The 23,429-nt window shown below is 60.0% G+C and carries 18 protein-coding genes and 2 pseudogenes; 5 read left to right on the top strand and 15 right to left on the bottom strand.

The features are described from left to right. A pseudogene (locus H522_RS21880) lies at positions 1-208 on the bottom strand (IS110 family transposase); the annotation flags it as partial. Between the two features lie 202 nt (positions 209-410). After that, positions 411-1,310, bottom strand: a complete 900-nt coding sequence (locus H522_RS0114380) for a LysR family transcriptional regulator (RefSeq protein ID WP_051344310.1) — start codon at positions 1,308-1,310, stop codon at positions 411-413. A 210-nt stretch (positions 1,311-1,520) separates the two neighbouring features. Between H522_RS0114380 and H522_RS0114375 the strand changes: the two genes are divergently transcribed. Beyond that, positions 1,521-2,786, top strand: coding sequence for an adenylosuccinate synthase (locus H522_RS0114375; protein ID WP_035454142.1), 1,266 nt, complete (start codon positions 1,521-1,523; stop codon positions 2,784-2,786). A 318-nt stretch (positions 2,787-3,104) separates the two neighbouring features. Next, positions 3,105-4,397, top strand: a complete 1,293-nt coding sequence (locus H522_RS0114370; protein ID WP_026962873.1) for a sensor histidine kinase — start codon at positions 3,105-3,107, stop codon at positions 4,395-4,397. Here H522_RS0114370 and H522_RS20705 read toward each other — a convergent pair. From H522_RS20705 to H522_RS0114355, 3 genes are read right to left on the bottom strand one after another with little or no spacing between them, the layout of a single operon-like run. Next, positions 4,363-5,205 carry a VOC family protein gene (locus tag H522_RS20705; protein WP_051344309.1) on the bottom strand — a complete coding sequence of 281 codons (843 nt, stop codon included), beginning with the start codon at positions 5,203-5,205 and terminating at the stop codon, positions 4,363-4,365. The two genes, H522_RS0114370 and H522_RS20705, sit on opposite strands and share 35 nt — an antisense overlap. A gap of 28 nt (positions 5,206-5,233) precedes the next feature. Then, a complete protein-coding gene (locus H522_RS0114360; protein WP_026962872.1) occupies positions 5,234-6,142 on the bottom strand; it encodes an MltG/YceG/YrrL family protein in 909 nt (302 codons plus the stop codon). Positions 6,143-6,202: 60 nt separating this feature from the next. Then, positions 6,203-7,141, bottom strand: coding sequence for a D-2-hydroxyacid dehydrogenase (locus H522_RS0114355; protein WP_035454139.1), 939 nt, complete (start codon positions 7,139-7,141; stop codon positions 6,203-6,205). A 371-nt stretch (positions 7,142-7,512) separates the two neighbouring features. On the opposite strand from H522_RS0114355, the gene H522_RS0114350 reads away from it, so the two are divergent. Continuing rightward, complete coding sequence (locus tag H522_RS0114350; RefSeq protein ID WP_026962870.1) at positions 7,513-7,776, top strand: AbrB/MazE/SpoVT family DNA-binding domain-containing protein; 264 nt, start codon at positions 7,513-7,515, stop codon at positions 7,774-7,776. A gap of 65 nt (positions 7,777-7,841) precedes the next feature. Here H522_RS0114350 and H522_RS0114345 read toward each other — a convergent pair whose 3' ends face one another. Further along, positions 7,842-8,954, bottom strand: coding sequence for a carbohydrate kinase family protein (locus tag H522_RS0114345; RefSeq protein ID WP_051344308.1), 1,113 nt, complete (start codon positions 8,952-8,954; stop codon positions 7,842-7,844). A gap of 208 nt (positions 8,955-9,162) precedes the next feature. Between H522_RS0114345 and moaA the strand changes: the two genes are divergently transcribed. Beyond that, positions 9,163-10,185 carry a GTP 3',8-cyclase MoaA gene (gene moaA / locus H522_RS0114340; RefSeq protein WP_245578133.1) on the top strand — a complete coding sequence of 341 codons (1,023 nt, stop codon included), beginning with the start codon at positions 9,163-9,165 and terminating at the stop codon, positions 10,183-10,185. A 5-nt stretch (positions 10,186-10,190) separates the two neighbouring features. Continuing rightward, positions 10,191-10,838 carry a nucleotidyltransferase family protein gene (locus H522_RS0114335; RefSeq protein WP_035454137.1) on the top strand — a complete coding sequence of 216 codons (648 nt, stop codon included), beginning with the start codon at positions 10,191-10,193 and terminating at the stop codon, positions 10,836-10,838. Positions 10,839-10,926: 88 nt separating this feature from the next. On the opposite strand, the pseudogene H522_RS0114325 reads toward H522_RS0114335, so the two are convergent. The 9 genes and pseudogenes from H522_RS0114325 to H522_RS20700 all read right to left on the bottom strand — a co-directional run bounded on the left by H522_RS0114325 (position 10,927) and on the right by H522_RS20700 (position 23,428). Beyond that, positions 10,927-12,055, bottom strand: a pseudogene (locus H522_RS0114325) (XdhC family protein). Next, positions 12,048-13,361 (bottom strand): VWA domain-containing protein, encoded by a 1,314-nt coding sequence (locus H522_RS0114320; protein ID WP_026962864.1) that lies wholly within the window; start codon positions 13,359-13,361, stop codon positions 12,048-12,050. Before H522_RS0114320 ends, H522_RS0114325 begins: the two are co-directional and overlap by 8 nt. Beyond that, complete coding sequence (locus tag H522_RS19630; protein ID WP_035454135.1) at positions 13,358-14,281, bottom strand: AAA family ATPase; 924 nt, start codon at positions 14,279-14,281, stop codon at positions 13,358-13,360. The genes H522_RS0114320 and H522_RS19630 overlap by 4 nt, the downstream gene beginning before the upstream one ends. Continuing rightward, positions 14,278-15,132 (bottom strand): FAD binding domain-containing protein, encoded by an 855-nt coding sequence (locus H522_RS0114310; protein WP_026962863.1) that lies wholly within the window; start codon positions 15,130-15,132, stop codon positions 14,278-14,280. Before H522_RS0114310 ends, H522_RS19630 begins: the two co-directional genes overlap by 4 nt. Then, entirely contained in the window at positions 15,129-17,477 is a 2,349-nt protein-coding gene (locus H522_RS0114305) for a xanthine dehydrogenase family protein molybdopterin-binding subunit (protein ID WP_026962862.1), read from the bottom strand. The genes H522_RS0114310 and H522_RS0114305 overlap by 4 nt, the downstream gene beginning before the upstream one ends. After that, the gene (locus tag H522_RS19625; protein WP_081412167.1) at positions 17,474-18,049 is read right to left on the bottom strand and encodes a (2Fe-2S)-binding protein; all 576 of its coding nucleotides are present in this window, start codon (positions 18,047-18,049) and stop codon (positions 17,474-17,476) included. The genes H522_RS0114305 and H522_RS19625 overlap by 4 nt, the downstream gene beginning before the upstream one ends. Positions 18,050-18,288: 239 nt before the next feature. Further along, positions 18,289-19,599: a UDP-glucose dehydrogenase family protein gene (locus tag H522_RS19620; RefSeq protein WP_051344307.1), complete on the bottom strand. Its 1,311-nt coding sequence runs from the start codon at positions 19,597-19,599 to the stop codon at positions 18,289-18,291. Between the two features lie 58 nt (positions 19,600-19,657). Next, entirely contained in the window at positions 19,658-20,806 is a 1,149-nt protein-coding gene (locus H522_RS0114290) for a glycosyltransferase family 2 protein (protein ID WP_081412166.1), read from the bottom strand. A gap of 48 nt (positions 20,807-20,854) precedes the next feature. Then, entirely contained in the window at positions 20,855-23,428 is a 2,574-nt protein-coding gene (locus tag H522_RS20700; RefSeq protein ID WP_155836464.1) for a glycosyltransferase, read from the bottom strand. Position 23,429 lies beyond the last annotated feature (1 nt).

The following is a 23,429-nucleotide window of genomic DNA, read 5'->3' as shown; positions in this document are numbered from 1 at the left end:
CTTTGGCAAGAGAATGTTTGAGTGCCGCTAGCCACTGCTCTAGACCTTCGAATCCAGAGATGGTATTCTCGAAGGCGAGGGGCTTGCCCAGTTCGATGCCTCGCCAATCCACGCAACGTGCGACGTGCGTGTGTTTGGCGATATCGATACCGACGATGAGAGTCCCCTCCGTGATGCGCTGAATCTTGGCGTTCACATTCTTAGCCATTGTTGCTTCACCCTCCTGGTCGATGGTTGGTTTGGGCAACTACCACGATACCAGGAGGTTTTTTCATGCCGCAAACCTCAAATTACTTCGTTACAGGACTGCTCATGGATTGAGGATATCTGCAGAATTTCGGAAATCAGAAGGTCTCCCTGTCGAAACACAAATTGTCGAAACACAAGTTCATGTCCGGAAAGGGGACACCTCAGTGTGCGTCCGACTTCCACCACTCCGACAACACGCGGATAAACCGCCCGGCGCAGGCAGACAGAGTTCCTTCGCGACGACCGATAAGGGTGATGGTGCGCGCGCCAAGCTCCCCATCCAGCGTGCGAATGGCCGCCAACCGCCCGGCTGCTATATCGTCCTGGACACAGGACCTGGGTAGACAGGACAGACCCACCCCCAGTTGGACCAAGCGATTGATGCTTTCGAGACTGTCCGTTTCCATCGCTACCTGCAGAGTCAGACCGTGTTCGGTCGCCAGATTGTCGAGGATGCGCCGCAGACCCGATCCTTTGCGCATCAACACCAGTGGCTCTTGCATCCACTCCGCCGCCGATGCCGCGCCCCGCTCGGCCAAGGGATGACCCGGCGCCGCAACCAGCAACAATTCATCGCGCAAGAGCGGGATCGTCCAAAGATCGGTCATGCCTTCATCCACCGTCGTCACAACGCCGAAGTCAATTTCGCGCCGCTCTAGGGCCGCAGCGATTTCCTTAGACGATCCGCTCGTCACTTGAAACCGAACCTGCGGGTGGCGCCGGCGGTATTCCGCCAACAGCGGCGGCAAAAGATAGATGGACGGCGTCAGTCCTGCCCCGAGATAGACCGTGCCCACGTACGGATCGGCCAGTGCACCGAGTTCCGCCTGCATCTTGTCGTAGAGGCTTTGTTGGCTCTTCGCGTAGTGGTAGACCACCTCGCCCGCGCGGTTGAGGACGAGGCGTCTCCCCAGCCGGTCAAACAGCCGCACGCCGAGCTGTTGCTCCAGTTGCTGCAGTTGCCGGGTGACGGTTGGTTGGGTAAGGTGCAACGACTCGGCCGCCTGCACAAGCGTCGACGATTCGACCACCGTCACCAAGGTGCGAAGCCAGGTGTCCACAGGCATCCCTCGCAATCCACATCGCTTGTAGAGGTTATCCGCACATCGTTGGACCTTTATGCAGAATCCGTATAAAAAGTATACAACAAATCAATTTTACACATAACAACGCGCATCGTAAACTGAGAAGTGCATATGTGCACGCGTGGATAACGAGGCCGGCGAACACGGTCCGAGATGCTTTATCTTTTTAACGTGGAGGCGACGCAAATGGTGCACGCAGTGGTGGGCGCCCAATACGGCGACGAAGGCAAAGGAAAGATGGTTGATTACTTCGCGGTTGATGCCAACATGGTCATCCGCTATCAGGGGGGCGGCAACGCGGGCCACACGATTGTCAACGAACATGGCCGGTTTGCGCTGCACCTGGTCCCATCTGGCATCTTCAACCCGAAGACGAAAGCTGTGCTGGGAACCGGTGTGGTCATTCACCCGATGAACCTGGTGAAAGAACTTGCGTCGCTGAATGAAGCGGGCATCGCTACGGGCAACCTCGTCATCTCCGAACGCGCGCATCTGGTGCTTCCGTATCACGTCTGGCAGGACCAGTATGAAGAATACGCCCGTTCCCGCAAGGTCGGCACCACGTTGCAGGGCATCGGCCCTGCCTATCAGGATAAGGCCGGACGGTTTGGTATTCAGATTGGCGAGATGCGAGATCTAGAACATTTTCGCCGCCGCGTCGAACAAGCGTACGCCGCTAAATTGGAACGGATGCCGGGCATGAAAGAATTCGCCCAGCCTTTTCAAACCCTCTGGGATGAGTTGGCCGAGGCGCGAGAATATCTGCTGCCGTACATCCAGAATACGATGCCTTTGATTCAAGATGCGGTTCAATCCGGCAAATACGTTCTCTTGGAAGGGCAGCTCGGCATCATGCGGGACCTGGACTGGGGGGTGTACCCGTTTGTTACGTCGTCTTCTCCTATCGCTGGCGGCATTCCTGCCGGCGCCGGCCTACCGCCGCAGGCGGTTACACGCGTGACCGGAATTACCAAGGCGTACACCACCGCGGTGGGTGCGGGCCCGTTCCCAACCGCCCTTGCGGATGAGTATGGCACACACCTCCAGGAACAAGGCCATGAATACGGCGCAACCACCGGGCGTCGGCGCGACTGCGGCTGGCTCGACATCCCCACACTCCGCTACGGGGCTTGGATTAACGGGTATACGGAGTTGGCCATGATGAAGTTGGATGTACTATCGGGGTTGGATCAGGTCGCCCTTTGTGTGGCCTACGAATGGAACGGGAAACGCTACGATACCCCTCTGCCCGCCTATCAACTGGAGCAGGTTACCCCGGTGTACGAGTGGCACGAGGGATGGACAGAAGACCTGTCGGACTGCCGTCGGTTCGAAGAACTGCCGGAGGCGGCGCAGCGGTTTGTCGCCCGGATTGAGGAACTGGTCGGCGTTCCGATTCGCTACGTGTCCGTCGGTCCGGAGCGCAATCAGACCATCGTCCGCTCGGCATAAATCCCCACCGCAGGATGTCCACCGAGATGTGGCGTCACCCTGAAACCTGACGTCCAAGCGGCAGCCACCTGTGACTAGGTCGTTGCCGCTTTTCCTGCTTCTTTCATGTATCCTGATCGACTTGCCCCAGAGGACTGGCGTTAGTGTACAATACTTCATTGGGTGTGCGTGGTGGCACTCATTTTTGCATGGGTGGCACTCATTTTTGCATGACCGCACCGGTTTTTGTTGTCTCTTGTGGACCCACTACAGACCGTAAAGACCATACAGACCGCATGCGTTTGGGGAGAGGGAATGCAGAAACAAGGGATGTTGTAGGTGGAGTTGAGTGGGTTGACCGATGTGAAAGACCTGCTTTTAAATATCGCGAACATCCTGGTCCCGTTGTACGTATGCCAGAGCATCGTCAATCAACGGGCCAACATCACCAATATTCACATAAAAATCGTTGCCGCCATCAGCGCTGCCGTCTCCATCATGTTATGTATGACATTTCCCGAATCGATTGGACATCACGTATATGACCTGCGCGCGGTGCCATGGCTGATTGCCAGTCTGTTCCTGGGCCAATGGGCCGCCGTCGCGTTGACCGTCGTCATGTATGCGTACCAGGCGCTCCTGGACGGATCGGCCGCGTACCCTGTTCTCATCAGCTACATCTATGTGCTGCCTGCCTTGTACGTCGTTATTCCCAACTTTCGCAAGCAAAACCGCCGGGCGCGGATGGTGACTGCAGTTGTAATGGCCAGTACAGCCGCCTTCGCTGTCCTCTTGACCACCGCCTTATTTCAAATGGCCGATTCGGAGCCAGGCATCTTTTCACCGCAACGATTGTCCTTTGATGTCATTTACCTTATGGCACACGCCGTGCTGGCTTGGATTGCCGTCACCATCATTGAGCAGCATAACGAGTTTCGACATATGCAAAAGCACGTTCAAGACATTGAACAGTCCCAGGTGATGGGGCAATTGGCCGCCTCCATCGCGCACGAAATTCGCAATCCATTGACCGTCGTGCGCGGGTTCTTGCAAATGCTCTTACGGGACGACGGTATTCCACTCGAGAAACAGAAGATGTATGTGGAAACCAGCATTCAGGAGCTGCATCGGGCCGAAGACATCATCGCCGAGTATCTATCGCTGGCCAAGCCGACCGCGCAAGAAAAGACGCGGATTGATGTGGTCGAACGGGTTCGCCACCTGGTCGACATGATGGCACCGTACGCGGTATTGCGGGGCATTGATATCGTCGAGTTATGCGAACCCGACCTGTACGTTTGGGGGGACCCCAAACGGTTTGACCAGGCCCTGATGAATATCGCGAAAAATGGGATTGAAGCGATGCCGAAAGGAGAAACCTTACGCATTTACGGACACCGGGAACACAACCGGGTGGCGCTGGTGATTGCAGACGCAGGGGTCGGTATGACGCCGGAAGAAATCGAACGCCTCGGCAATCCGTACTATTCCACGAAGACCTCCGGAACCGGCCTCGGCCTGACCATCAGCTACCGGATCATCCGCGACATGGGCGGACAAATTGAGGTGCACAGCGAAAAAGGGTTTGGCACACGCTTCACGATTTACCTTCCTGCGGCTGCAACACGCTGACGTAGAGACCGTGCAGGCACGGCTGCCCATGGAAAAGGGACTGTCCATCCCATTCGCGCTGCTCAGCCGACCGGACAAAGTCGGCCGCCACGACACGCTCGCCCCGTTCTAAGACACGAGGAACCTCCGCCTTGACCGCACTCGTCCCCTCTGGCCACAGCCACAGCTTGGCTGCCCCCAAGTCCCAAACAAGAACCCGCACACCCTTGTGCTCCATCCACACGGGCGGCGTCCATAGTCCGTCGTAATAGGCCGCCATCCGGGTATACGTGTGGTCCGGGCTGTGAACCCACGCGTGCAGGTTGACAAGGTGGAGGGGAGCCACGTCCCGTGCGGACATAGGTGTCGCTACGGGTGCCTGCCCCTCATCCCACTCGATGAGGAACGGCAAGGGAAACGCCTCGCCCGACTCGCGGGCAGGAAACAGCAACCGCCAGCTGAGCATACTGCCGTCCGGCCGGACTCGGCGCCCGGGCACAGGGCCGATAAACGGCAACCCAGCCCGCCGCCATCTATCCGCCACCGCGTCTAGGTCCTTCGCTGTGACGGCGAGTTGACTTACCCCTTCCCCACGCTCAAGGTCATACAGCAGCCAGCGGCCAAATTCATTATCGGCCGCCAAACCGGCATCAAACACGCTGGCCCATTCGAGATACGCCGCCGCGAGTGGGGCCAACGTGTTGTAGGTCCCCCACGCCTCGTGGCGTCCCCCCGTGGAGGTTGGGACCAGCAACCGCTCGGCAAAGGTTTTCGCCGCTTGGTGGGGGTCATGCACCGCATGCACAATGTGATCCAGCCTTAGCGTCATGACCGTTTCTTCCTCCCCCTCCCGTGCGTTACGACTTAGGCCCTGCCTTTAAGACGCGAATCAGGTCCGATTCGCTCATGTTTGAACGAAACGTATACGTTCCTGGCCGCAGGTCTGCATCCGCGTGCGTATTTTTCATCTCCATGTCAAACGCAATGGCGCTCTTGACCAGGTGGTGCTGCTCCAAGAATACGGACAAATCGTGCACAGGTGTCCCCAGGTGCAGCGTGTACGTATAGGTCTTCACGGCAGGTTTTTTGGGACTGGTACTGGCTGCCGCCCCGGTTTTCGCCGTGGTCTTATCCCCGCTGGCCGGAGTGACCGACTTGTGCGCCGCGGATGTCCCGTTCGACTTGGCTACGGGAGTGGACGACACGGGGCCGGCCGCGGGTTTCACCAACTGGTAACCATGCGCCTTGGCCCAACTTTCGACCCCGTTTTTGGTCAACGCCGGCTGTGCGGGTGAGCTGCCGGCATGCAACCCGACTGCTAAAGAGAACCCAAGCAATCCCGCCACGACGACAGATGCCGCCGAGACCAAATACATGAACGATCTCGTCCGTTGAAACGGAATGCGGTGAATGGATGTCACGGATTGAACGCGCCAAGTATCGGCCCGATAGCGCAAGCGTACATCCATGCCCAGACCGCCCTGCAGACGTGCCTGGACATGGAACAACATGCCCCCGTCGGGCAGCGATTCGACCGCCAACACTCGACCGTTTTGCACCGCGCGCCACACCGCCAGGCGCGTCTCTGCAGTATTCGGCCGGTCAAAGGCAGCCGTGTCCAAATACGGCTGAATCTCATCGACAAACGGTGCCTGCGGTAAATCCGCACACCCTAGTTCCCGCACGGCCTTCGCAAACGGCAAAGCCACCGCGGAACTCAATAACGAATGCAGCGGCTGTAATGATTGGAACTCCGGATTAGCCACTGATGTTCCTCCTCAAGATAAACTTGGCGTCAGGTTCAAGAGGTTGTCCGGCGATGCATTTTAATACCCGCGCTGCTTATCTACCAACCCCAACAAGGGCATTCCTGCCCGATAGCGCCGTAGATTTTCCACAAATTGTTTGACGATCCGTTTTGGGTCGCTGGGCCCGGATTGGTGCGGAGTTATCCATACGTTTTCAAACTTCCACAACGGATGGTGAGGTGGCAAGGGTTCCTCCTCAAATACGTCCAATACGGCAGTAAACCTCCGAGTCTGAAGGTACGGGATAAGCGCTTTGGTGTCAATCAGCGCCCCCCTGCCGACATTGACGAGAATCGCCCCCTCGGGCAACCGTTGCAAAACGGTCTCGTCCACCACGTGATAAGTCTCTTTCGTTAACGGGAGGGTGAGAACGAGTACGTCGACATCCTCAACAAACGAGTGCCATTCATTCAACGCATATACCCGTTCCACCCCCGGAACCGGATGGCCAGTACGGTTGAGTCCTTTCACCCGCATATCAAATGCAACGGCCCGCCGAATCAGGGCTTGTCCAATGGAGCCGGTTCCGGCTACCCCCATACAGCGCCCAGCTAAGTCCCCTATGGGACAGGGCTGCCACAGGCGCTTACGCTGATTCGTACGCCACCGTCGCAGCGGTTTCTGAAGGTAGAGCAAGTAGGAGAATACGTATTCGCTAATAGAGGCGCCAAATTGGTCGACCGCCCGCGTGATGAGGACGCCTTCTGGAAGATGCGGACAGTTTACCAGATCGTCGACACCGGCGCCAGCCGCATGAATCCAGCGAACTCGGGTTGCGAGCGGCCACAGTTCGCAAGGGACCTTCCATCCCAACACGATGTTCGCCTCCGGCAACAGGGGCATTGCCTCCTCTGGGCTACGTGCGGCTAGGGCCGGAACGCCTGCAGCGATGAGCAGTTCCTGATATATGTCCGCCAACTTTTCGGCATAGACGAGGATGTTTGGCTTCTCACCCACGGACAAGCCTCCTTATCTTCTTGACCGTAGGCGATTTGAGTCCAGCTTGTCAAGCGGTAAAACATGAAAGAGAGCGGCCAACACGACCGCTCTCCCTGTAAGGTACCGCTTCTGTTCGTCGCAACCTGCCTCAAACTGACTGGATCAGTATTAAGGCCTGCGGTAGCATCGCACATCAGCCTCCCTTACACTCATCAGTATGTCCGGCTGCGTTGTCGGCTATACATACCGGCATCGTGCTCTCCTCATTTTTCTGGAAACGGACAGTGCTTGTGGGAATCCGTGCACACTTACCCCCACATTTCCGAATCCGGGGACGGACTATATAGGGATGAATGTAAGCACTGAACGCAAGATTGGAGGCAACGGACATGAAAACGACAGGGATTGTCCGCAAAGTTGATCAGCTCGGGCGGATTGCCATTCCGGCTGAACTCCGCCGCACATTCGGCATCGAGATCAAAGACCCACTCGCCATTTATACCGACAGGGACCGAATCATTCTCAAGCGGTATGAACCGGCCTGCATCTTCTGCGGCAACCTGGACGAGTCGATTGAATCGTTCCACGGACGGATGATTTGTCACGACTGCCGCGAAGAATTGCAACAGTTGGCCCTGGCCCGCATGTCGTAAGGCGTTGGCAGGCTGTGCATAATAGGCTGCGCAGAGGGCCAATCCGTGGTTGTCTCCGCCGGGTTTTACACCTTGTAGCCGGCGCAGTCTGCCAACAATGCCGCAACCTCATCCACCGTAGGCAGCGCCGGAATGGCGCCGTGCCGGGTGGCGGTGAGGGCGCCGGCAGCATTCGCGAAGCGAACGACAGCAGGCCAATCGACCGAGCTCAGCTTGTCCAATCGGAAGTCTATCTGCGCCAGGCGGGATAAGACCGCAGCCATAAACGCGTCGCCGGCTCCGGTGGTATCCACGGCTTGGACAGGGAGACTTGCCACATAGACCACCTCCGCGCGCCATTCTGGGGCATACACGAGGCTTCCATGCGCCCCCAGGGTGACGAGCAAGACAGACACAAGGTGCTTCTCGGTTAGGGCTTCGATGGCCTTCACCCAACGGATGGGCACCGGCGCCAGTGTATCCGCACCGGGCACAAGCTTTGTTCGGGAGCGCGCTAGGTACTCAACGAGCGCTGGCAATTCCTCGGCAACCTCTGGACAAAGGAAGGCAAGCTCCTCCTCCGACAACTTGACCACGTGTGCAAACTCTAACCCGCGTTGAATCTCCGCTTTTGCGGCAGCCAAGTCCGACCAGAGCATCGGCCGTAAATTGACGTCAAATGAGACCAGGCGGCCAGCTTGTTTGGCTATATCCGCGGCCGTGAAGGTAGCCGAGCGAGCCGGATTGTCCGTCAACGAGACCGATCCGAAGTGAAAGGCTGGCGTGCGAGCCACCCGCTCCAGGTCCACGTCCTCGACGTTGAGCTGTGTATCTGCGCCAGGATGGCGATAAAAATGGAAGGAGCGCTCGCCGTCCGCGGCCAGATGGACAAAGGCCAGGGTCGTCGGTACACTTTTCGAAAGGACGAGGCCGGCTGTGTCGACACCCACCGTCTGCAGGGTGGACTCCAGTTGGCGACCGAACGCGTCATCCCCCACCTTGCCGATGAATCCCGCGGGAACGCCAAACTTCACCAAGGCTGCGCATACGTTGGCTGGAGCGCCCCCCGGATTCGCCGCAAAAACCGGAACCGCTTGTTCCGAATGAACGGGGGTGAAATCAATCAACAACTCCCCCAGTGCCAATACCTTGGGTTGTGTCGTGGCCGTCACGTCTTTTACATGCTGTTCACTGGTCAATGATCGTCTCCTCCTACGTAAGGTTGTGCATACTACACCGGCCAGCCCCGGGCTTTCGCCGTGGGATCAATGACTTTGTCACCAATCCGCCCTACCTCGTGATCTATAATATAAATAAGGAAGTTGAACGGTACACGTGCCGGTGTCGGTCTGCATGGTACGGCCGCATTGCGCCCATTCGCCCGTTCACTCGCCCGCCAAAGGAGGGATTCGCGTGTCACTTACCGATGCCTTAAAGCGCCCTCTACGAGATTTACGCATTTCTGTGACAGATCGGTGTAACTTCCGTTGCCGCTACTGCATGCCGAAAGAGGTATTCGGACCGGACTTCGCGTTCCTCCAGCGTAGTGACCTGCTGACCTTTGAAGAAATCGCCCGTTTCGCGGGCCTGGCCGCTCGACTGGGCGTACATAAGTTTCGCCTAACCGGCGGCGAACCGCTCCTGCGCCGGGGCCTTGAAGACCTTATCGCCCAACTGGCCGGAGTGGAAGGGGTCGACGACATCGCGATGACGACGAACGGATCGCTCCTGTCCAAGGAAAGAGCCAGGGCGTTAAAAGACGCGGGTTTAAAACGAATCACCATCAGTCTCGACTCCCTGGACGACGCAGTCTTCATGAACATGAACGACGTCCACTTTCCAGTCGCCAAGGTGCTTGCAGCCATTGACAATGCCCAGGCGGCCGGCCTGGCACCAGTAAAGGTCAACATGGTCGTGCGCCGGGGAAGGAACGAAGACAGCATCCTGCCGATGGCGGACTACTTTCGCGGTAGCGGCTGTATTCTCAGGTTCATTGAGTATATGGATGTGGGCAATTCAAACGGGTGGAAAATGGACGATGTCGTACCGGCCTCAGAAATCCTCGAACGGATTGACCAGCGCTGGCCCCTGGAGCCAGTTCCGCCAAGGACGCCAGGTGAAGTCGCCACCCGCTATCGGTATGTGGACGGGCAGGGCGAAATCGGTGTCATCTCCTCCGTGACGCGCCCGTTTTGCGGGCAGTGTACGCGATTACGCCTCTCTGCGGAAGGCCGTCTGTATACGTGCCTATTTGCCGCGCGTGGCTTTGATATTCGCAGTTTGATGCGCGCGGGCGCCACGGACGAAGAGTTATTGGAAGCTATCGGACAGGTCTGGGGCAAGCGGACGGATAGGTATTCGGAGCTACGGACCGACGCAACCGCGAAGACGGTCCGCCGCAAGGTGGAAATGTCCCATATCGGAGGGTGATACGGATGGATGAGAAGCAACGTCCGAAACGAATTGCCGGCATCATCCTCGCTGCCGGACGCTCAACCCGTATGGGGCGTCCCAAGCCACTCCTTGACCTCGACGGGAAGCCATTTGTACGGCGCGTCGTCGAGGCCGCAAAGGCAGGGGGATTATCTCCATTAGTGGTTGTGGTTGGGCCGCACGCGGAGGAAGTGCGTGAGCGCGTCGAGGGGATTCCAGACACGAACATCGTCGTCAATCCAAACTTCGCCGATGGCATGAGCTCCTCCCTCGTAACCGGGTTGACCCAGGTCGCCCAGGTATGCGATGCGGCGATGATTTTACTCGCCGATCAACCCCTGTTGCCGGCATTCGTCATCCAGGACCTTTGTCAGCGCTACCGGGCGGATTGGGCGAAGGGGACTCGCATCGTACGGGCACGCTACGCCGGGGTGCCCGGGCACCCAGTGCTGTTTGATCGCTCCCTGTTTCCAGAGTTATTCCAGCTGACGGGGGATACGGGCGCTAAATCCATTCTCATGCGCCACCCATCCCGCGTCGCGTGGCTCGACGTCCCCAATCCGTTATGGGGACAGGATGTGGATACTCCAGAGGCGTATATTCAACTCCTGCAAGCGGTGAGCCGTCCCAAAACGAAACCCTGTGGCTAAAGCCGATGCGGCGGATACGCCGACTGTCCCGGGGCCGCCGCAGACTCGGTGACCGGCCCGGGAAACAACAAGCCTCCTTCCATACGGCTTAGTGACCCCACTCGTCGAGCGGCCGGGGGTCTCCCCTGGTGCCGGTCGCGACCTTAGTTTCCACAAGCAACCCGGCCGTGGCTCGGTCGTGCAGGGACGCAATCCGCTGTTTGAGAAATCCGCCATTACGATGGTTCCGAACCGCCAACACCTCTGCGGTCACGCACAGAGCAATCTCCTCCGGCGTATCGGCGCCGATGTCCAGACCAATCGGAGAATGGACCTTGGCCAATTGTTCCTCTGTAAACACCTTACCGCCCTGACGTAGGTCTTCCAGCATCCGTTCCAAGCGCGCGCGGGCCCAACAATCCGAGGTACGGCAACGGCTGCGGCAGCAAGTGCTCTAACAGGTTTCGGTCCAACTCGTAATTGTGCGTCATCACCACCACAAATGTTTCGTTGGTCGGAAAATCCTGCGTCCCATATTCCGTGCGGTCAATCACCTGCACCTTGTCCGCCGCTGGAAATCGCATCTTGGTCGCCATCTGCGGCCGATGGTCGTACACGTGAATCGACCAGTCAAGGACACGTGCCTGTTCGACCAACGGTACGGCATCCGGCCCGGCTCCGTACACCACGAGCTGCGGCCTGGGCACCACTTCTTCTACGAATAGGAGTACCTGGCACCCGTCGAGCTCTCGTTCCACCAGCCCCCACGGAAGGGGCTCTGCCAGTTCAACTACGGCGCCTTCCGGAAAACGGGCAGGGTCCGCAGACTCCACTACCCATCCCACCCGATACAGGGTGTGGGTGGTACGCCGACGCTCGAATTCTTCTACGATTGCCTTTGCAACGTCTCGATGGCCAATGGGATCAAACGGGAAAATCCACGTCGTCAACGCCCCGTTGCACCCCACGCCAAGCCCCCAAATCAGGTCGTTCTCGGCCCGGAAGTCGTACGGAACGCGCATGCCAACGCCCTTCTCCCAGACCTCGCGGGCGTACTCGGACAAATCGGATTCGACACAGCCGCCGCTGACCATGCCCGCAATCGCCCCGTCTTCGTGGATGACCGCGCGGGCGCCTTCCCGCCGATAGACCGATCCGGCTGTGTCCACAATGGTGGTAATGGCCGCCTTCTTCCCGGCGGCCAGCGCCTTTTTCAGTTCCCGGACAATATCAAACATGCCGCCTTCTCCTCTCCGCTGCCTTCGGTTGACCCGGTCTGCTCGAATGCTCCAGTAAACTCCGCCAGGCCGACTCCAAGTCCGCCCAGTTGCCCGCTGGCAACACCTCATCGGCCACGCGCGCCAACACGCCGGCTGCCAGCGTCACCGCTCGGTAGCGCGGGTCGGAGGCGAGTGGATTCAGCCAGATAAACCAGGGTGTCCAACGCGCTAACCAGGTTAGCTCGGCCTCCAGCGAGGTAACGATACTGGAGGCGCCGTCGTGACCCTGGGTGCCGCCAGAACTCGGGGCACCGCCGCGACTGGGAAGGCTGGGACTAGTGATGCCGGGCATGAGCTGCGCGGCACATTCGCCCCCACCCGCCTCAAAGCCGTCTGTGGCCAGCAGGATGTAAGCCCCCGCTTGCAGCATACGTCGGGCATATCGACTACGAAACTCAGCCAGGGCGTCTGTCAGGCGGGTGCCGCCAGCAAAGTCTGGGATCCGCCGCAGCGCATCGGTTATGGCCCTGTCTGCACTCTGCTGCCGCAGCTCACGGGTAATGCGGGACAAACGGGTTGAGAACACGAAGACTTCGACACGAGCACGCCGCAACAACAACACGTGGGCAAACGTCAACAGGGCTCGGCTGTACGGCTCCATCGATCCGCTAACATCACAGAGGAGAAGCACGGGCCGTGCCACGTCAGCACGGCTTTGATACGCAAACCGCAGGACCTCCCCCGCAGCCAAACTCCGGCGGACCGTTCTTGCCAGGTCAACCGCCTGTCGCTGGCGAGACGCTCGCCAACGTCGACTGCGCCGCACCGGGGCTGCAAACCCTTGCGCCAGGTGCGCCAATTCCCGCAGCTCCGCCGCCGTCAAGCGGGCAAAGTCGGTCTGGCGCAGCCGTTCTTCCCGGCTCGCCCCGCTTCGCCACGCCACCTCGATATCCGTTTGGGCCTGGCCCTCATCCACAACCGCATCCCTTTTTTCTTGGGCTGACCGACCGCGCCAGATGACCTGCGGCTGCGTCCAACGCTGGGCGCGCAGGCGAGCGACGTTGGCAGCCAGGGTATTCCGGGCCACCCACGACGACTCTGGCCGTCGCAGCGTGAAAAGAAACTGCCGCCAGAGAGTGTCGAAGACCCAGAATTGGTCGGCCCCTTTAGCGACCACGGCGCGCACCGCAGCCGCGCAGACCTCTGGGCGCTCCCAACCCACCGCCGCCAAGGCGCGCATGACCAGAGTCTCTTCCTCTGCACCCACCTGAAATCCGAACGACCGCAGCGCTCGTAAAAACGCAATCAGGTTCTCTTCGGTCATCCTGTCGCCCCCGACTCCCGCAATAGACGGTGAATGGGCGAAGGGTCACCGCCGCGCTCACCCAGAAGGAGGTCTAAGTCGTCCCGATACTTGACCAGACACCCGAGTGTCGCCGTCACCTGGTCTGGACCAAGACGGACTGTGCCGAGCGCCTGCAGGGCCTCCGCCCACTCCAGGGTCTCGGCCACCCCAGGCGCCTTGAACAAAGGCTCCTGGCGCAACCGCTGGACGAACGCCGTGATGCTGGCAGCCAGCTGGTCGCCGATGCCCGGTACCCGCTGGCGGACGATGCGTACCTCTTTGTCGAAAGACGGGTAATCCAACCAATGGTACAGGCATCGACGTTTGAGGGCATCGTGCAATTCACGAGTCCGATTGGAAGTGAGGACGACCAACGGCTCCTCCTCCGCACGCAGGGTACCGAGTTCTGGAATCGTCACCTGGAACTCGGCCAGCACCTCCAACAAAAACGCCTCAAACTCCGCATCGCTGCGATCCACTTCGTCAATCAGCAAGACCGGCGCTGGACCGTCCGGATTGACAGCCTGCAAAAGCGGGCGGCGAAGCAAAAAGCGAGGTCCAAACAGCTCCTGCTCAAGCGCCTCGCGCCCCTTGGCGTCCGTGGCCTCGCGCTCCCACAGTCGAATGTGTAACAGCTGCAAAGGGTAATTCCACTCATAGAGGGCGCTCGCCTTATCCATTCCTTCGTAGCACTGAAGACGGACGAGCGGGCGGTCGAGGACGGCGGCCGCCACCTTCGCCACCTCCGTCTTGCCGACCCCCGCCTCTCCTTCCAAGAACAGTGGACGGTTGAGCGTCAGGGCGAGAAACACGCTAGTTGCCAGCGCCTCATCCGTGATGTATCCCGCCTCTGCAAACGCCCGCTCGACGTCCTCTGGACCCTGAAACGAATGATTCACAGCAACACCTTCCGCAGCACCCGCTCCGTATACACCGCGCACAGGTGGCGCCGGTAGTCCTCCGAGGCGTAGATGTCCGATCCGATGGAGCCATCCTCAGCCGCGTGTCTCGCGGCCTCCTGGATGAGCTCCAAGGATACCGTCTGCCCAAAAAGGGCCTCTTCCACCGCGTAGGCACGGTAGGCACAATCCCCGGCTCCGGTCACCCCGACGCGAGCGTGCTCCACCGTTCCGTCTTCGCTCACCGCCACCGCAGCAGCCACGCCGACCACCGCATACCCGGAGGCCGGATGCGGGCACTTCAGATAAGCGCTCTTGGTGTTGGCAGCCGGAATAGGAACTGCCACCGAGGAAACCACGTGTCCCTCCGGCAACGCGGTGACCATCGGACCAAGGAAGAAATCTTCGGCCGCGATGGCTTCTCTCCCTTCTGGTCCAATCACCGTCAGCCGAGCCTCGTAGGCCAGAGCCACCGCCGGCAAATCGGAGGACGGATCGGCATGGGCGAGGTTCCCGCCGACAGTACCGCGGTTTCGCACCTGTAGGTCGCCCACCTGTGCCGCTGCCTCAGCCAAGGCCGGCAGGTGACGTTGAATCAATGGGTCTTTCGCGGCCTCGGCGTGGGTGGTCAGCGCCCCGATGACGATTTCGTCACCGACCTTTTCCACACCGCGCAGTTCGCGCACCCCGCTGATGTCGACCAGGGTCTCGGGATTAGCCAGGCGCATCTTCATCAACGGCAGCAGGCTGTGACCGCCTGCCAACAGCTTGGCTCCTCTGTCTTCCTGCAGAATGGCAATCGTCTCAGCCACGGAACCGGCCCGCCGGTAGGCGAACGTCTGTGGAATCATTCCTCACGCCCCCCTTCCTGAATCGCCCGCCAGACACGCTCCGACGTCAGCGGCATCGGAATCTCCCGCACCCCGAACGGCGTCAAAGCGTCCAACACAGCGTTAACGACCGTCGGTGTCGCAGCAATCGTCCCCGTTTCGCCAATCCCTTTTACCCCGAGCGGATTGTGCGGAGCTGGGGTTTCGGTGAAGGCCGTCTCAAAGTTGGGAAAAAAGCGCGCCTTTGGCATCGCGTAATCCATAAAGGTGCCGGTCACCAACTGACCTTGTTCGTCATAGACCGCCCCTTCCCAGAGCGCCTGCCCGATGCCCTGCACGATGCCGCCATGCACCTGGCCTTCTGCAATCATCGGGTTGATGACCCGCCCGCAGTCGTCTACGGCGATATACCGGTCAATTCGCACATCCCCCGTATCCGGATCGACCTCAACCATGCAGATGTGAGTGCCAAAAGAGTACGTAAAGTTGGCCGGATCGTAAAACGCTTGCGCCTCGAGCGAGGGCTCCACGCCTTGCGGCAAGTTCCAGGCCAGGTGGGCCTGCAGGGCGACATCCTGGAAGCTGACGCTGCGGCTGGGTGCCCCTTTCGCATGGAAGCGCCCGTCTGCCCACTCTACGTCCTCGGCGTCCACTTCCAACAGGTGCGCGGCAATCTTGCGCGCCTTGTCAATCACCCGGTCGAGCGCTACTGCCAGTGCGCTGCCGGCCACCGGGGTCGTGCGCGATCCGTACGTTCCCCATCCCATGGAGATGCGTGCGGTGTCCCCATGCACCACCTCCACATCTTCCACCGGCACCCCCAGCCGGTCGCTGACGATTTGGGCGAACGTGGTCTCCTCTCCTTGTCCGTGCGGAGAAGCGCCCGTAAACACGGTGACCTTTCCGGTCGGGTGAACGCGGACCGTAGAACTGTCCCATAGGCCGCCCTGAAATCCGACCGCTCCGGCGACCTGAGATGGGCCTAAGCCGCAGATTTCCACGTACGTGGTGATGCCCACACCGATGTAGCGTCCTTTCGCCCGCAGTTCCTTCTGCTTACGGCGGAATCCGTCGTAATCGGCCATGTCGAGCGCCCGCCCCAGGGCCAGCTGATAGTTGCCGCTGTCATACTCCAGACCGGTCGGCGAGTGGTACGGAAACTCGTCGGCCGGAATCAGGTTGCGCCGGCGCACCTCCACCGGGTCCATGCCAATTTCCCGCGCGTACAAATCGACCATGCGCTCGATCAGGTATGTCGCCTCTGGTCGTCCAGCGCCACGGTACGCATCGGTCGGCGTGGTGTTGGTAAAGACTCCGTACACGTCCACGCCCACGTACGGAATGGTGTAGGGACCCGGGACAATCAGGCCGAACAAAATCGTCGGCACCCCCGGGGCCGCCGTCGACAGATACGCCCCCATGTTGGCATAGGCTCGCACGCGAAGGGCTTGAATGCGCCCGTCTTTTGTCCCGGCCAGTTCCAACTCCTCCACGTGATCCCGACCGTGAGTGGTGGCCACAAAGTGTTCCCGCCGGTCTTCCGTCCACTTGACCGGACGCCCGAGATCGATGGCCGCAAATCCCACTAGCGCCTCGTCTGGATAGACGGCAATCTTGGCGCCAAAGCCGCCCCCGACATCGGTCGCCACTACGCGCAGCCTGTGTTCTGGAATGCCTAGGATGCCGGACAGAATGAAGCGGTGGATGTGCGGGTTCTGCGAAGTGACCCAGACGGTCAGTTCGCCGGTCGCTTGGTTGTATTGAGCCACCGAAGCCCGTGGTTCCATCGGATTGGGAACCAGGCGCTGCTGGCGAATTTTGTGTCGCACGACCACCTCCGCCTGGTCGAACACCTCGTCCGTGGCATTCCCAACCTGCCAGTGGAAGGCGACGTTGTCAGGCGCTTCCTCGTGCAGAACAGGCGCACCTTCACGCATCGCGGCAACCTGATCCACCACCGCCGGGAGTACCTCGTACTGGACGGAGATGAGGTCGAGTGCGTCTCGCGCGGCGTAGCGGCTATCGGCCACCACCATGGCCACTCCGTCCCCCACGTAACGGACGCGATCGACCGCCAAGGCAAAATGGGGCGGGGTCTTCAGGTTCGACTCGGGGGGAATCCAGGCCGTCGGGACGGTCCCCATCTTGTCCGCCAGGTCGCGACCTGTGTAGACAGCGACCACCCCCGGCGCCCGCTTGGCCGCCTCGACGTCGATGCTGATGATGCGGGCGTGTGCGTGCGGACTGCGCAGAATCGCCGCGTACAGCATACCAGGCAGTTGCACATCGTCCGTGTACTGTCCGCGTCCCGTGATAAAGCGTGGGTCCTCGCGGCGTTTAACCACCTGTCCAAAGACGGTGCTCATCCCTTTGTCCCCCCTTCCGAATCGCGAGTGGAACCGCTTTCCTCCACCCGCGTTGCAGCCACCTGCACCTCCGGCTGAGGTTGCGACGCGGTCGTCCGCTCTGCCGCGTACTGCACAGCCCGGACGATGTTCTGATACCCTGTGCAGCGACAGATAACCCCTTCCAATCCTTCGCGGATCTCCGCTTCACTTGGGTGTGGGTTGTCCGCCAACAGCCCGGCTGCCGTCATAATCACGCCGGGCGTGCAAAATCCGCACTGTAGCCCGTGCTTCTCCCAAAAACCTTCCTGCACCGGGTGGAGCTGGTCGATTTTCCCCAGCCCCTCAATCGTCGTCACGTTCAATCCGTCGGCCTGCACCGCCAGTACGGTGCACGACTTGACCGCCTTCCCCTCCAAGAGCACCGTGCATGCGCCACACTGGCTGGTATCGCAGCCCACGTGTGTCCCGGTCAACCCCAGCTCGTCACGCAAAAAGTGGACCAACAGCAGACGCGGCTCCACTTCCCGCGTATAGGACGTCCCGTTTACCGACACCGTGATGGAACACTTCGTGCCTTCCAACTTGGCCATTCCTCCTTTGACGTCGAGGAGCGAATCCGGCAAGAGGTCTATCAAAGATTGCTACTTATTTACTAGAGATGGTATCACTCCCCCTGTATTATCGCAATCATGTCCCACTATACAATAGTATGATATTTTTTGCACAACATAACAATCCGCCCTCGTTGAGGGATAAAACCGGCTACAGGCTCGGATCTTTGGTCGGCCATCGCTTCTCTTGGCTACTGGACCGCCGCTTCCGTCAACCGTCACTTCAGTTGGCCGGCCAGGCGCAGTGTACGGCAGCCAAAATTACGGAAGGTGAAGCCCATAGCCAACATCTGTTGCGGATTTAATACGTTACGGCCATCGAATAGAAACGGCTGCCGCATCGCCTGTCGCACCCGCAGCCAATCCAGTTGGACAAACTCTGGCCATTCCGTCACCAGCACGGCCGCATCCGCGCCAGAAAGCGCTGTGTAGGCATCCGACATCACCTTGACCACACCCAGCTCCGGCAAAAGGACGCGGCGGACCACCGGATCGACCAAACGCATTCTGGCGCCGCGCTGCCACAACCAGGCGACTAGGTCCAGCGCTGGAGACTCGCGGACATCATCGGTGTGGGGCTTGAAGGCTACGCCCAACAACACCACCTGCCTCCCGGACAAATCCCCCAGCCACTCCGTCAACTGCCGCACCGGCTCGGTTCGTTGCTCCTGATTGCGGCGGACTACCGCCTTGAGGAGTTGAAAGTCATAGTCCACATCCCCGGCGATGCGCACCAACGCCTGCGTGTCTTTGGGAAAGCAGGACCCGCCGTAGCCCAGCCCGGCGCGGAGAAAATCCGGTCCGATGCGTGGATCAAGTCCCATGCCCTCAGCTACACGCCGGACGTCCGCTCCCGTCCGTTCGCAGATGTTGGCAATCTCGTTAATGAACGAGATTTTCGTCGCCAGGAAGGCGTTGGACGCATACTTCGTCATTTCCGCGCTGGCGCAGTCGCAGTAAACCACCGGGGCGTCAACCCCGGCATACAGTTCTCGCAACACCGTCAACGCACCCTCGTCCTCTACGCCGATAACGAGGCGATTGGGCTGGCGAGCGTCGGCAAGGGCCGAGCCTTCCCGAAGGAACTCCGGTACAGAAGCGACTCGCAAATCCTCGCGTCCGTGAATGGCAAGCCACCTGCCAATCCGGTTGGCCGTCCCCACCGGCACTGTGCTTTTCAACGCGACCACCGCCCCGAGTGGCAAGGTGCGGGCCAAGGTCGCAGCCGCGGCAAACACCGCCCGCAGATCAGCCCCGCCGTCCGCGTCTGCGGGTGTACCCACCGCCACCAGCGCCACCTGCCAGTCACAGTCCGCTCTCACGGTACCAACAAACTCCAGCCGTCCCAGATTCACCTGCGTCTGCAGTGCTTGCTCCAGTCCAGGCTCGTAAAACGGCGTTCGCCCGGCCTGCAAGCGGCTGATTTTATCCGCATCCGTATCGTGGACCGTCACCTGATGCCCCAGCTCCGCGAGGCAAACGGCCGTGACCAAACCGACGTACCCCGCGCCAATCACAATCACCTTCACGTTTCTCACCTCGTAGTGAATGAAGTTCCCACGCCTGAGACACGGCAGCGTGCAGGCCTTAGCGCGACGGCTTCCAGGTGACCACCTTGCCGCCGCAGATAGCGTGCCACAGCCCTAATAACGCGGCCGTATGCACGACGCAGAAGTAGGTCGGCAGCGTGACCAGCCGACTCTTCAGCCGCGGCGCCAACACGCCAATCCCAGCCAACAGGTAGAACACGAGTTGCATGGTGAGTAACACCGCGTAAGTCTCTGACTTAAGGGCCAAACGGGCGTTCAACCAGAACGCAGCCACCAACAAGGCGGGCGCCAGCCAGCGCAACCCTTTATGGCTGAGGAACAAGAGCGTCAACAGTGGGTGCCGCCAGGGCGAAAGAATGCGCCTTGCATACCACGCCCCGCGCAGACTGCGGGTGACAATGCGGCGTTTGCGGCGAAACTCGACCCCCATTGTGCTGGACGTCGACTCCATGGCATATGCGCTCGGGACGTAGACCACGCGCCTACCCTGCGCTAAGACGAAGAGCGGCTCCACCAGGTCACTGATGATGTCAGCCGGAAGGGGAACGTAGCATGCACGCCGGACGGCATAAATGGAGCCGTTTGCCCCTAACAGCAATCCCAGGCGGCCCTCCAGTCGCTTTATCCAGCGCTCGAACCGCCAGTAGACGCCTTCCTCCGCGGCCGATCCGCCCGAACTTGGCGACGTATACCGAAGCTCGCCGCAAACACAGCCCACATTGGCGTCGGCAAACGGCCTTACCAGCTCCGAGATGGCGTCTGGAGCGTACATGGAGTTGGCGTCAGAAAAAACCAGGATATCCCCGCGGCAGACCTCTACCGCGCAGTTTTGTGCCGCGGTTTTCCCCTGATTCTGAGGCAGGCCCACAAGCCGCACACCAGCGTCCGCAAACCGAGCGACAATGTCCTCCGTGTCATCGGTCGATCCGTCCGAAACCACGACCACCTCCAGGTTGGGATAATCCATGGCGAGCGTGTTACGCAGTTTGTCCTCAATGACGTCGGCCTCGTTGTACGCCGAGATAATGAGGCTCACCGACGGCAAGGACGCCGCAGGCCCGACGGAGTCAGGTGTTCGCGATTTCTGCGGTGTCCGCATACATTTTGTCAGCGCCCACAGCAAGCACGGGTATCCGGTGTATGGAAAAACGATCAGCAGCACGGTCAGCCAAAACCCGGTACTCACGTACGTCACCCTTTCAGAGGTTGGTCCGGACTTGCTTTTCCGGACCTGCTATTTCAGCGCGCTGGCCGACGCCCAGACGGGTGCGTCTTCGACAGGGAAATTTTTCGCCGCAGGGAGGCCCAGCAGGTCGCCATACAATGCCAGCAGCGCCTCTGCCTCGGAGTCCCAGCTGTAGCGAGAGCAAACCGCCGCCTGCCCGTTTTGGCCCATGGCCCGAGCCGCCTGGGGATGCTCCAAGATCCAGCAGACAGCCTCCGCGATGGCGTCAACATCGAGTGGATTGACACACAGCCCGCACTGACTGCCTTCCACAATCTCGCGCCAGACTGGAAAATTGGAGGCCACCACTGGCACGCCCGCCGCCATGTACTCGAACAGCTTCACCGGATACGCCTGCTGATAGCGAGGCTCAGGGTGAATCAGCACCAACCCGACATCCGAGCGATGCAACAGATTTCGCACCTCGGATCGAGAAAGCCAGCCTTGGTAGTCGACGTATTGCCAAGCAGCCGTCTGGCTGAGACGGGTGAGCAACTCTGGGGGAGAAACGTGACCGGCCAGGGCTAATACGGCTTCACATCTGGTATTCACCTTCTCCATCGCCGCCACCATCTCACACACCCCGCGCGGCGCCGTCAGGTCGCCCACGTAGGTGACCAAGGCTTTGTCCGGCGTACGGATCGCCCGTTTCTCCAGTGCTGCTGGCTTCAATTCCTCAATCCTCGGATAATTTCGCACCACCACGCAGCGCCGGGCAGCAGGCCTAAGGCGCTGGGCGAGAAAAGGGGTGGCTGCAACCACCGCATCCACCTTCCGCACGGTGGCTTGCTCCAAGCGCCCAATCCACCAAGCGAGCGGTTTTTTCACCCACCTGGGAAGCCAGTGGCGTGATAGAATCTGCTGCGGGACGTCCTCGTGCACGTCGTAAATAACCCGTCTCCGGAGCGCCTTGAGGAGCCAGCCCACCCAAAGCAGTTCTGGATCGTGAAAATGGTAGAGGTCCGCGGAATTTGCCAGACACCACCACAGCACTCGGCACACCTGCACCGTCATCCGCAGCAGCCGATGGTTCATTCGGTCGCCTACCGAGACAATGTGCACGCCATCCTGCCATCCTCCCTGGCCGCCGGGTACGAGATAGACCACCTCATACCCAGCCGCAGCTAAGGTGCGACACTCCTTGATGAAAATTCGGGTGTCTGTGGCCCCATGGACGCTGGTCAGGTGCACCACTCGTGGACGGCTGTCCCCCTCCTGACTTGCCTCGATCTTCTCCCCAGCCGACGCGGTCAAGCCGCGTAACACAACCGCCATGGCCATTATGGAAGTGAGGAACGCCCAGTTGACCGGCTGGTTAATGTAGGAACTGTGTTCCATGGCGGCAAAGCCATATCCGGGCAGACCGGCCAGAACCACCTCAGCGGCGGCACGAATGTTAACCTGTGTTTTGGGTGTGTCCCTGCGCACCCGCCAGGCGGCCAGGAAGACCGCCGCCAGACAGAACAGCAAGCCGCAGAACACAATCACGCCGTATTCGCTCAACACCTCCATCCAGAAGTTGTGCGGATTGATGATGCCGCCGGTCGGGTAGATACCTACGTGGTGGCTCATTAGGTACTCAAAGCTCCCCGGCCCAAAGCCCAAACCGTGAGAGAGAAGGGTGAAGTGAATTCCGTTCCGAATCAGATTCAGACGCTGGCCGATAGAACCCAGGGGTTCGGCACCAGAGAATGTGGGCGTACCTAAGGTGTGACGGATTTTCTCCGCGTCGGAGGCGCTGAAGCTGAGACCAGCCTGAAATACCAGGTACATCACGCCCCAGCCGCAGGCGGCCCAGATCAGCCCGCGCAGGGTGCGCACGCGGAACCCTGTGAGCAAGGCCAATGCGAGGACTGCACCGATAATCCCAAGCCGCCCGGCCGTCAGGGCGAGCAGGGCTGGCACAGTCAGCAGCAGGACACCGTAGACTCCCTTTGCGACCCGGCCGCCGCACCGCCACGACCACCACAGAAAGGGTAGGCTAAGGGTGATAAACGCAGCGTAGTTGTTGGGGTTCTCAAAGGTCGCGATGACTACGTGGTGAAGCTTCCATGGCGAGGCGTGCTCTGCGTAATACCCGGGCAGATGGTGATTGCTCACCAGTTCCCAAGCCGCCACCGCCAAAGCTGCCAGATAGGCGGCAACCCAACCGCGGCGCAGACTGACCAGCTGCGCTTCAGCCGGACGATTCGCAATACGTGCAAGCGGGAGTGCAACGAGAAAGCCGAGCACCACATCCAACAAGGCCAGTGGTTGAGACGCCTTACCGGCCCACAGGGGCGACAGACCACCCCAAATGACCCACAGCGCACCCAGACTGAGGTAGCCAATCAGAATCGGAGCACGCGGCAGACGCGGCCGTCTTAACCAGCCCACACCCGACACAACCGCACAAAGCAACACGAAAACGCGAAACCCATAGGCATTGATTCCCAGAACATGCAGCGGCAACAGGTAGGGACCGAGCGCAGCCGTAAGCGGGAACAAGAATAAAAAACCGTTCTCGACTATGGTCCACGCCAGCGGCTGTGGCCCTGCTAAGGCGGATGACTTCGTCGATACAGGCACTTTCCACATGGACATC

Origin of the sequence: Alicyclobacillus herbarius DSM 13609 (genome assembly GCF_000430585.1) — a bacterium.
GTDB classification, from domain to species: domain Bacteria; phylum Bacillota; class Bacilli; order Alicyclobacillales; family Alicyclobacillaceae; genus Alicyclobacillus_G; species Alicyclobacillus_G herbarius.
The sequence above is the reverse complement of the archived record's forward strand: the minus strand, read 5'-3'. Positions and strand labels throughout refer to the sequence as shown.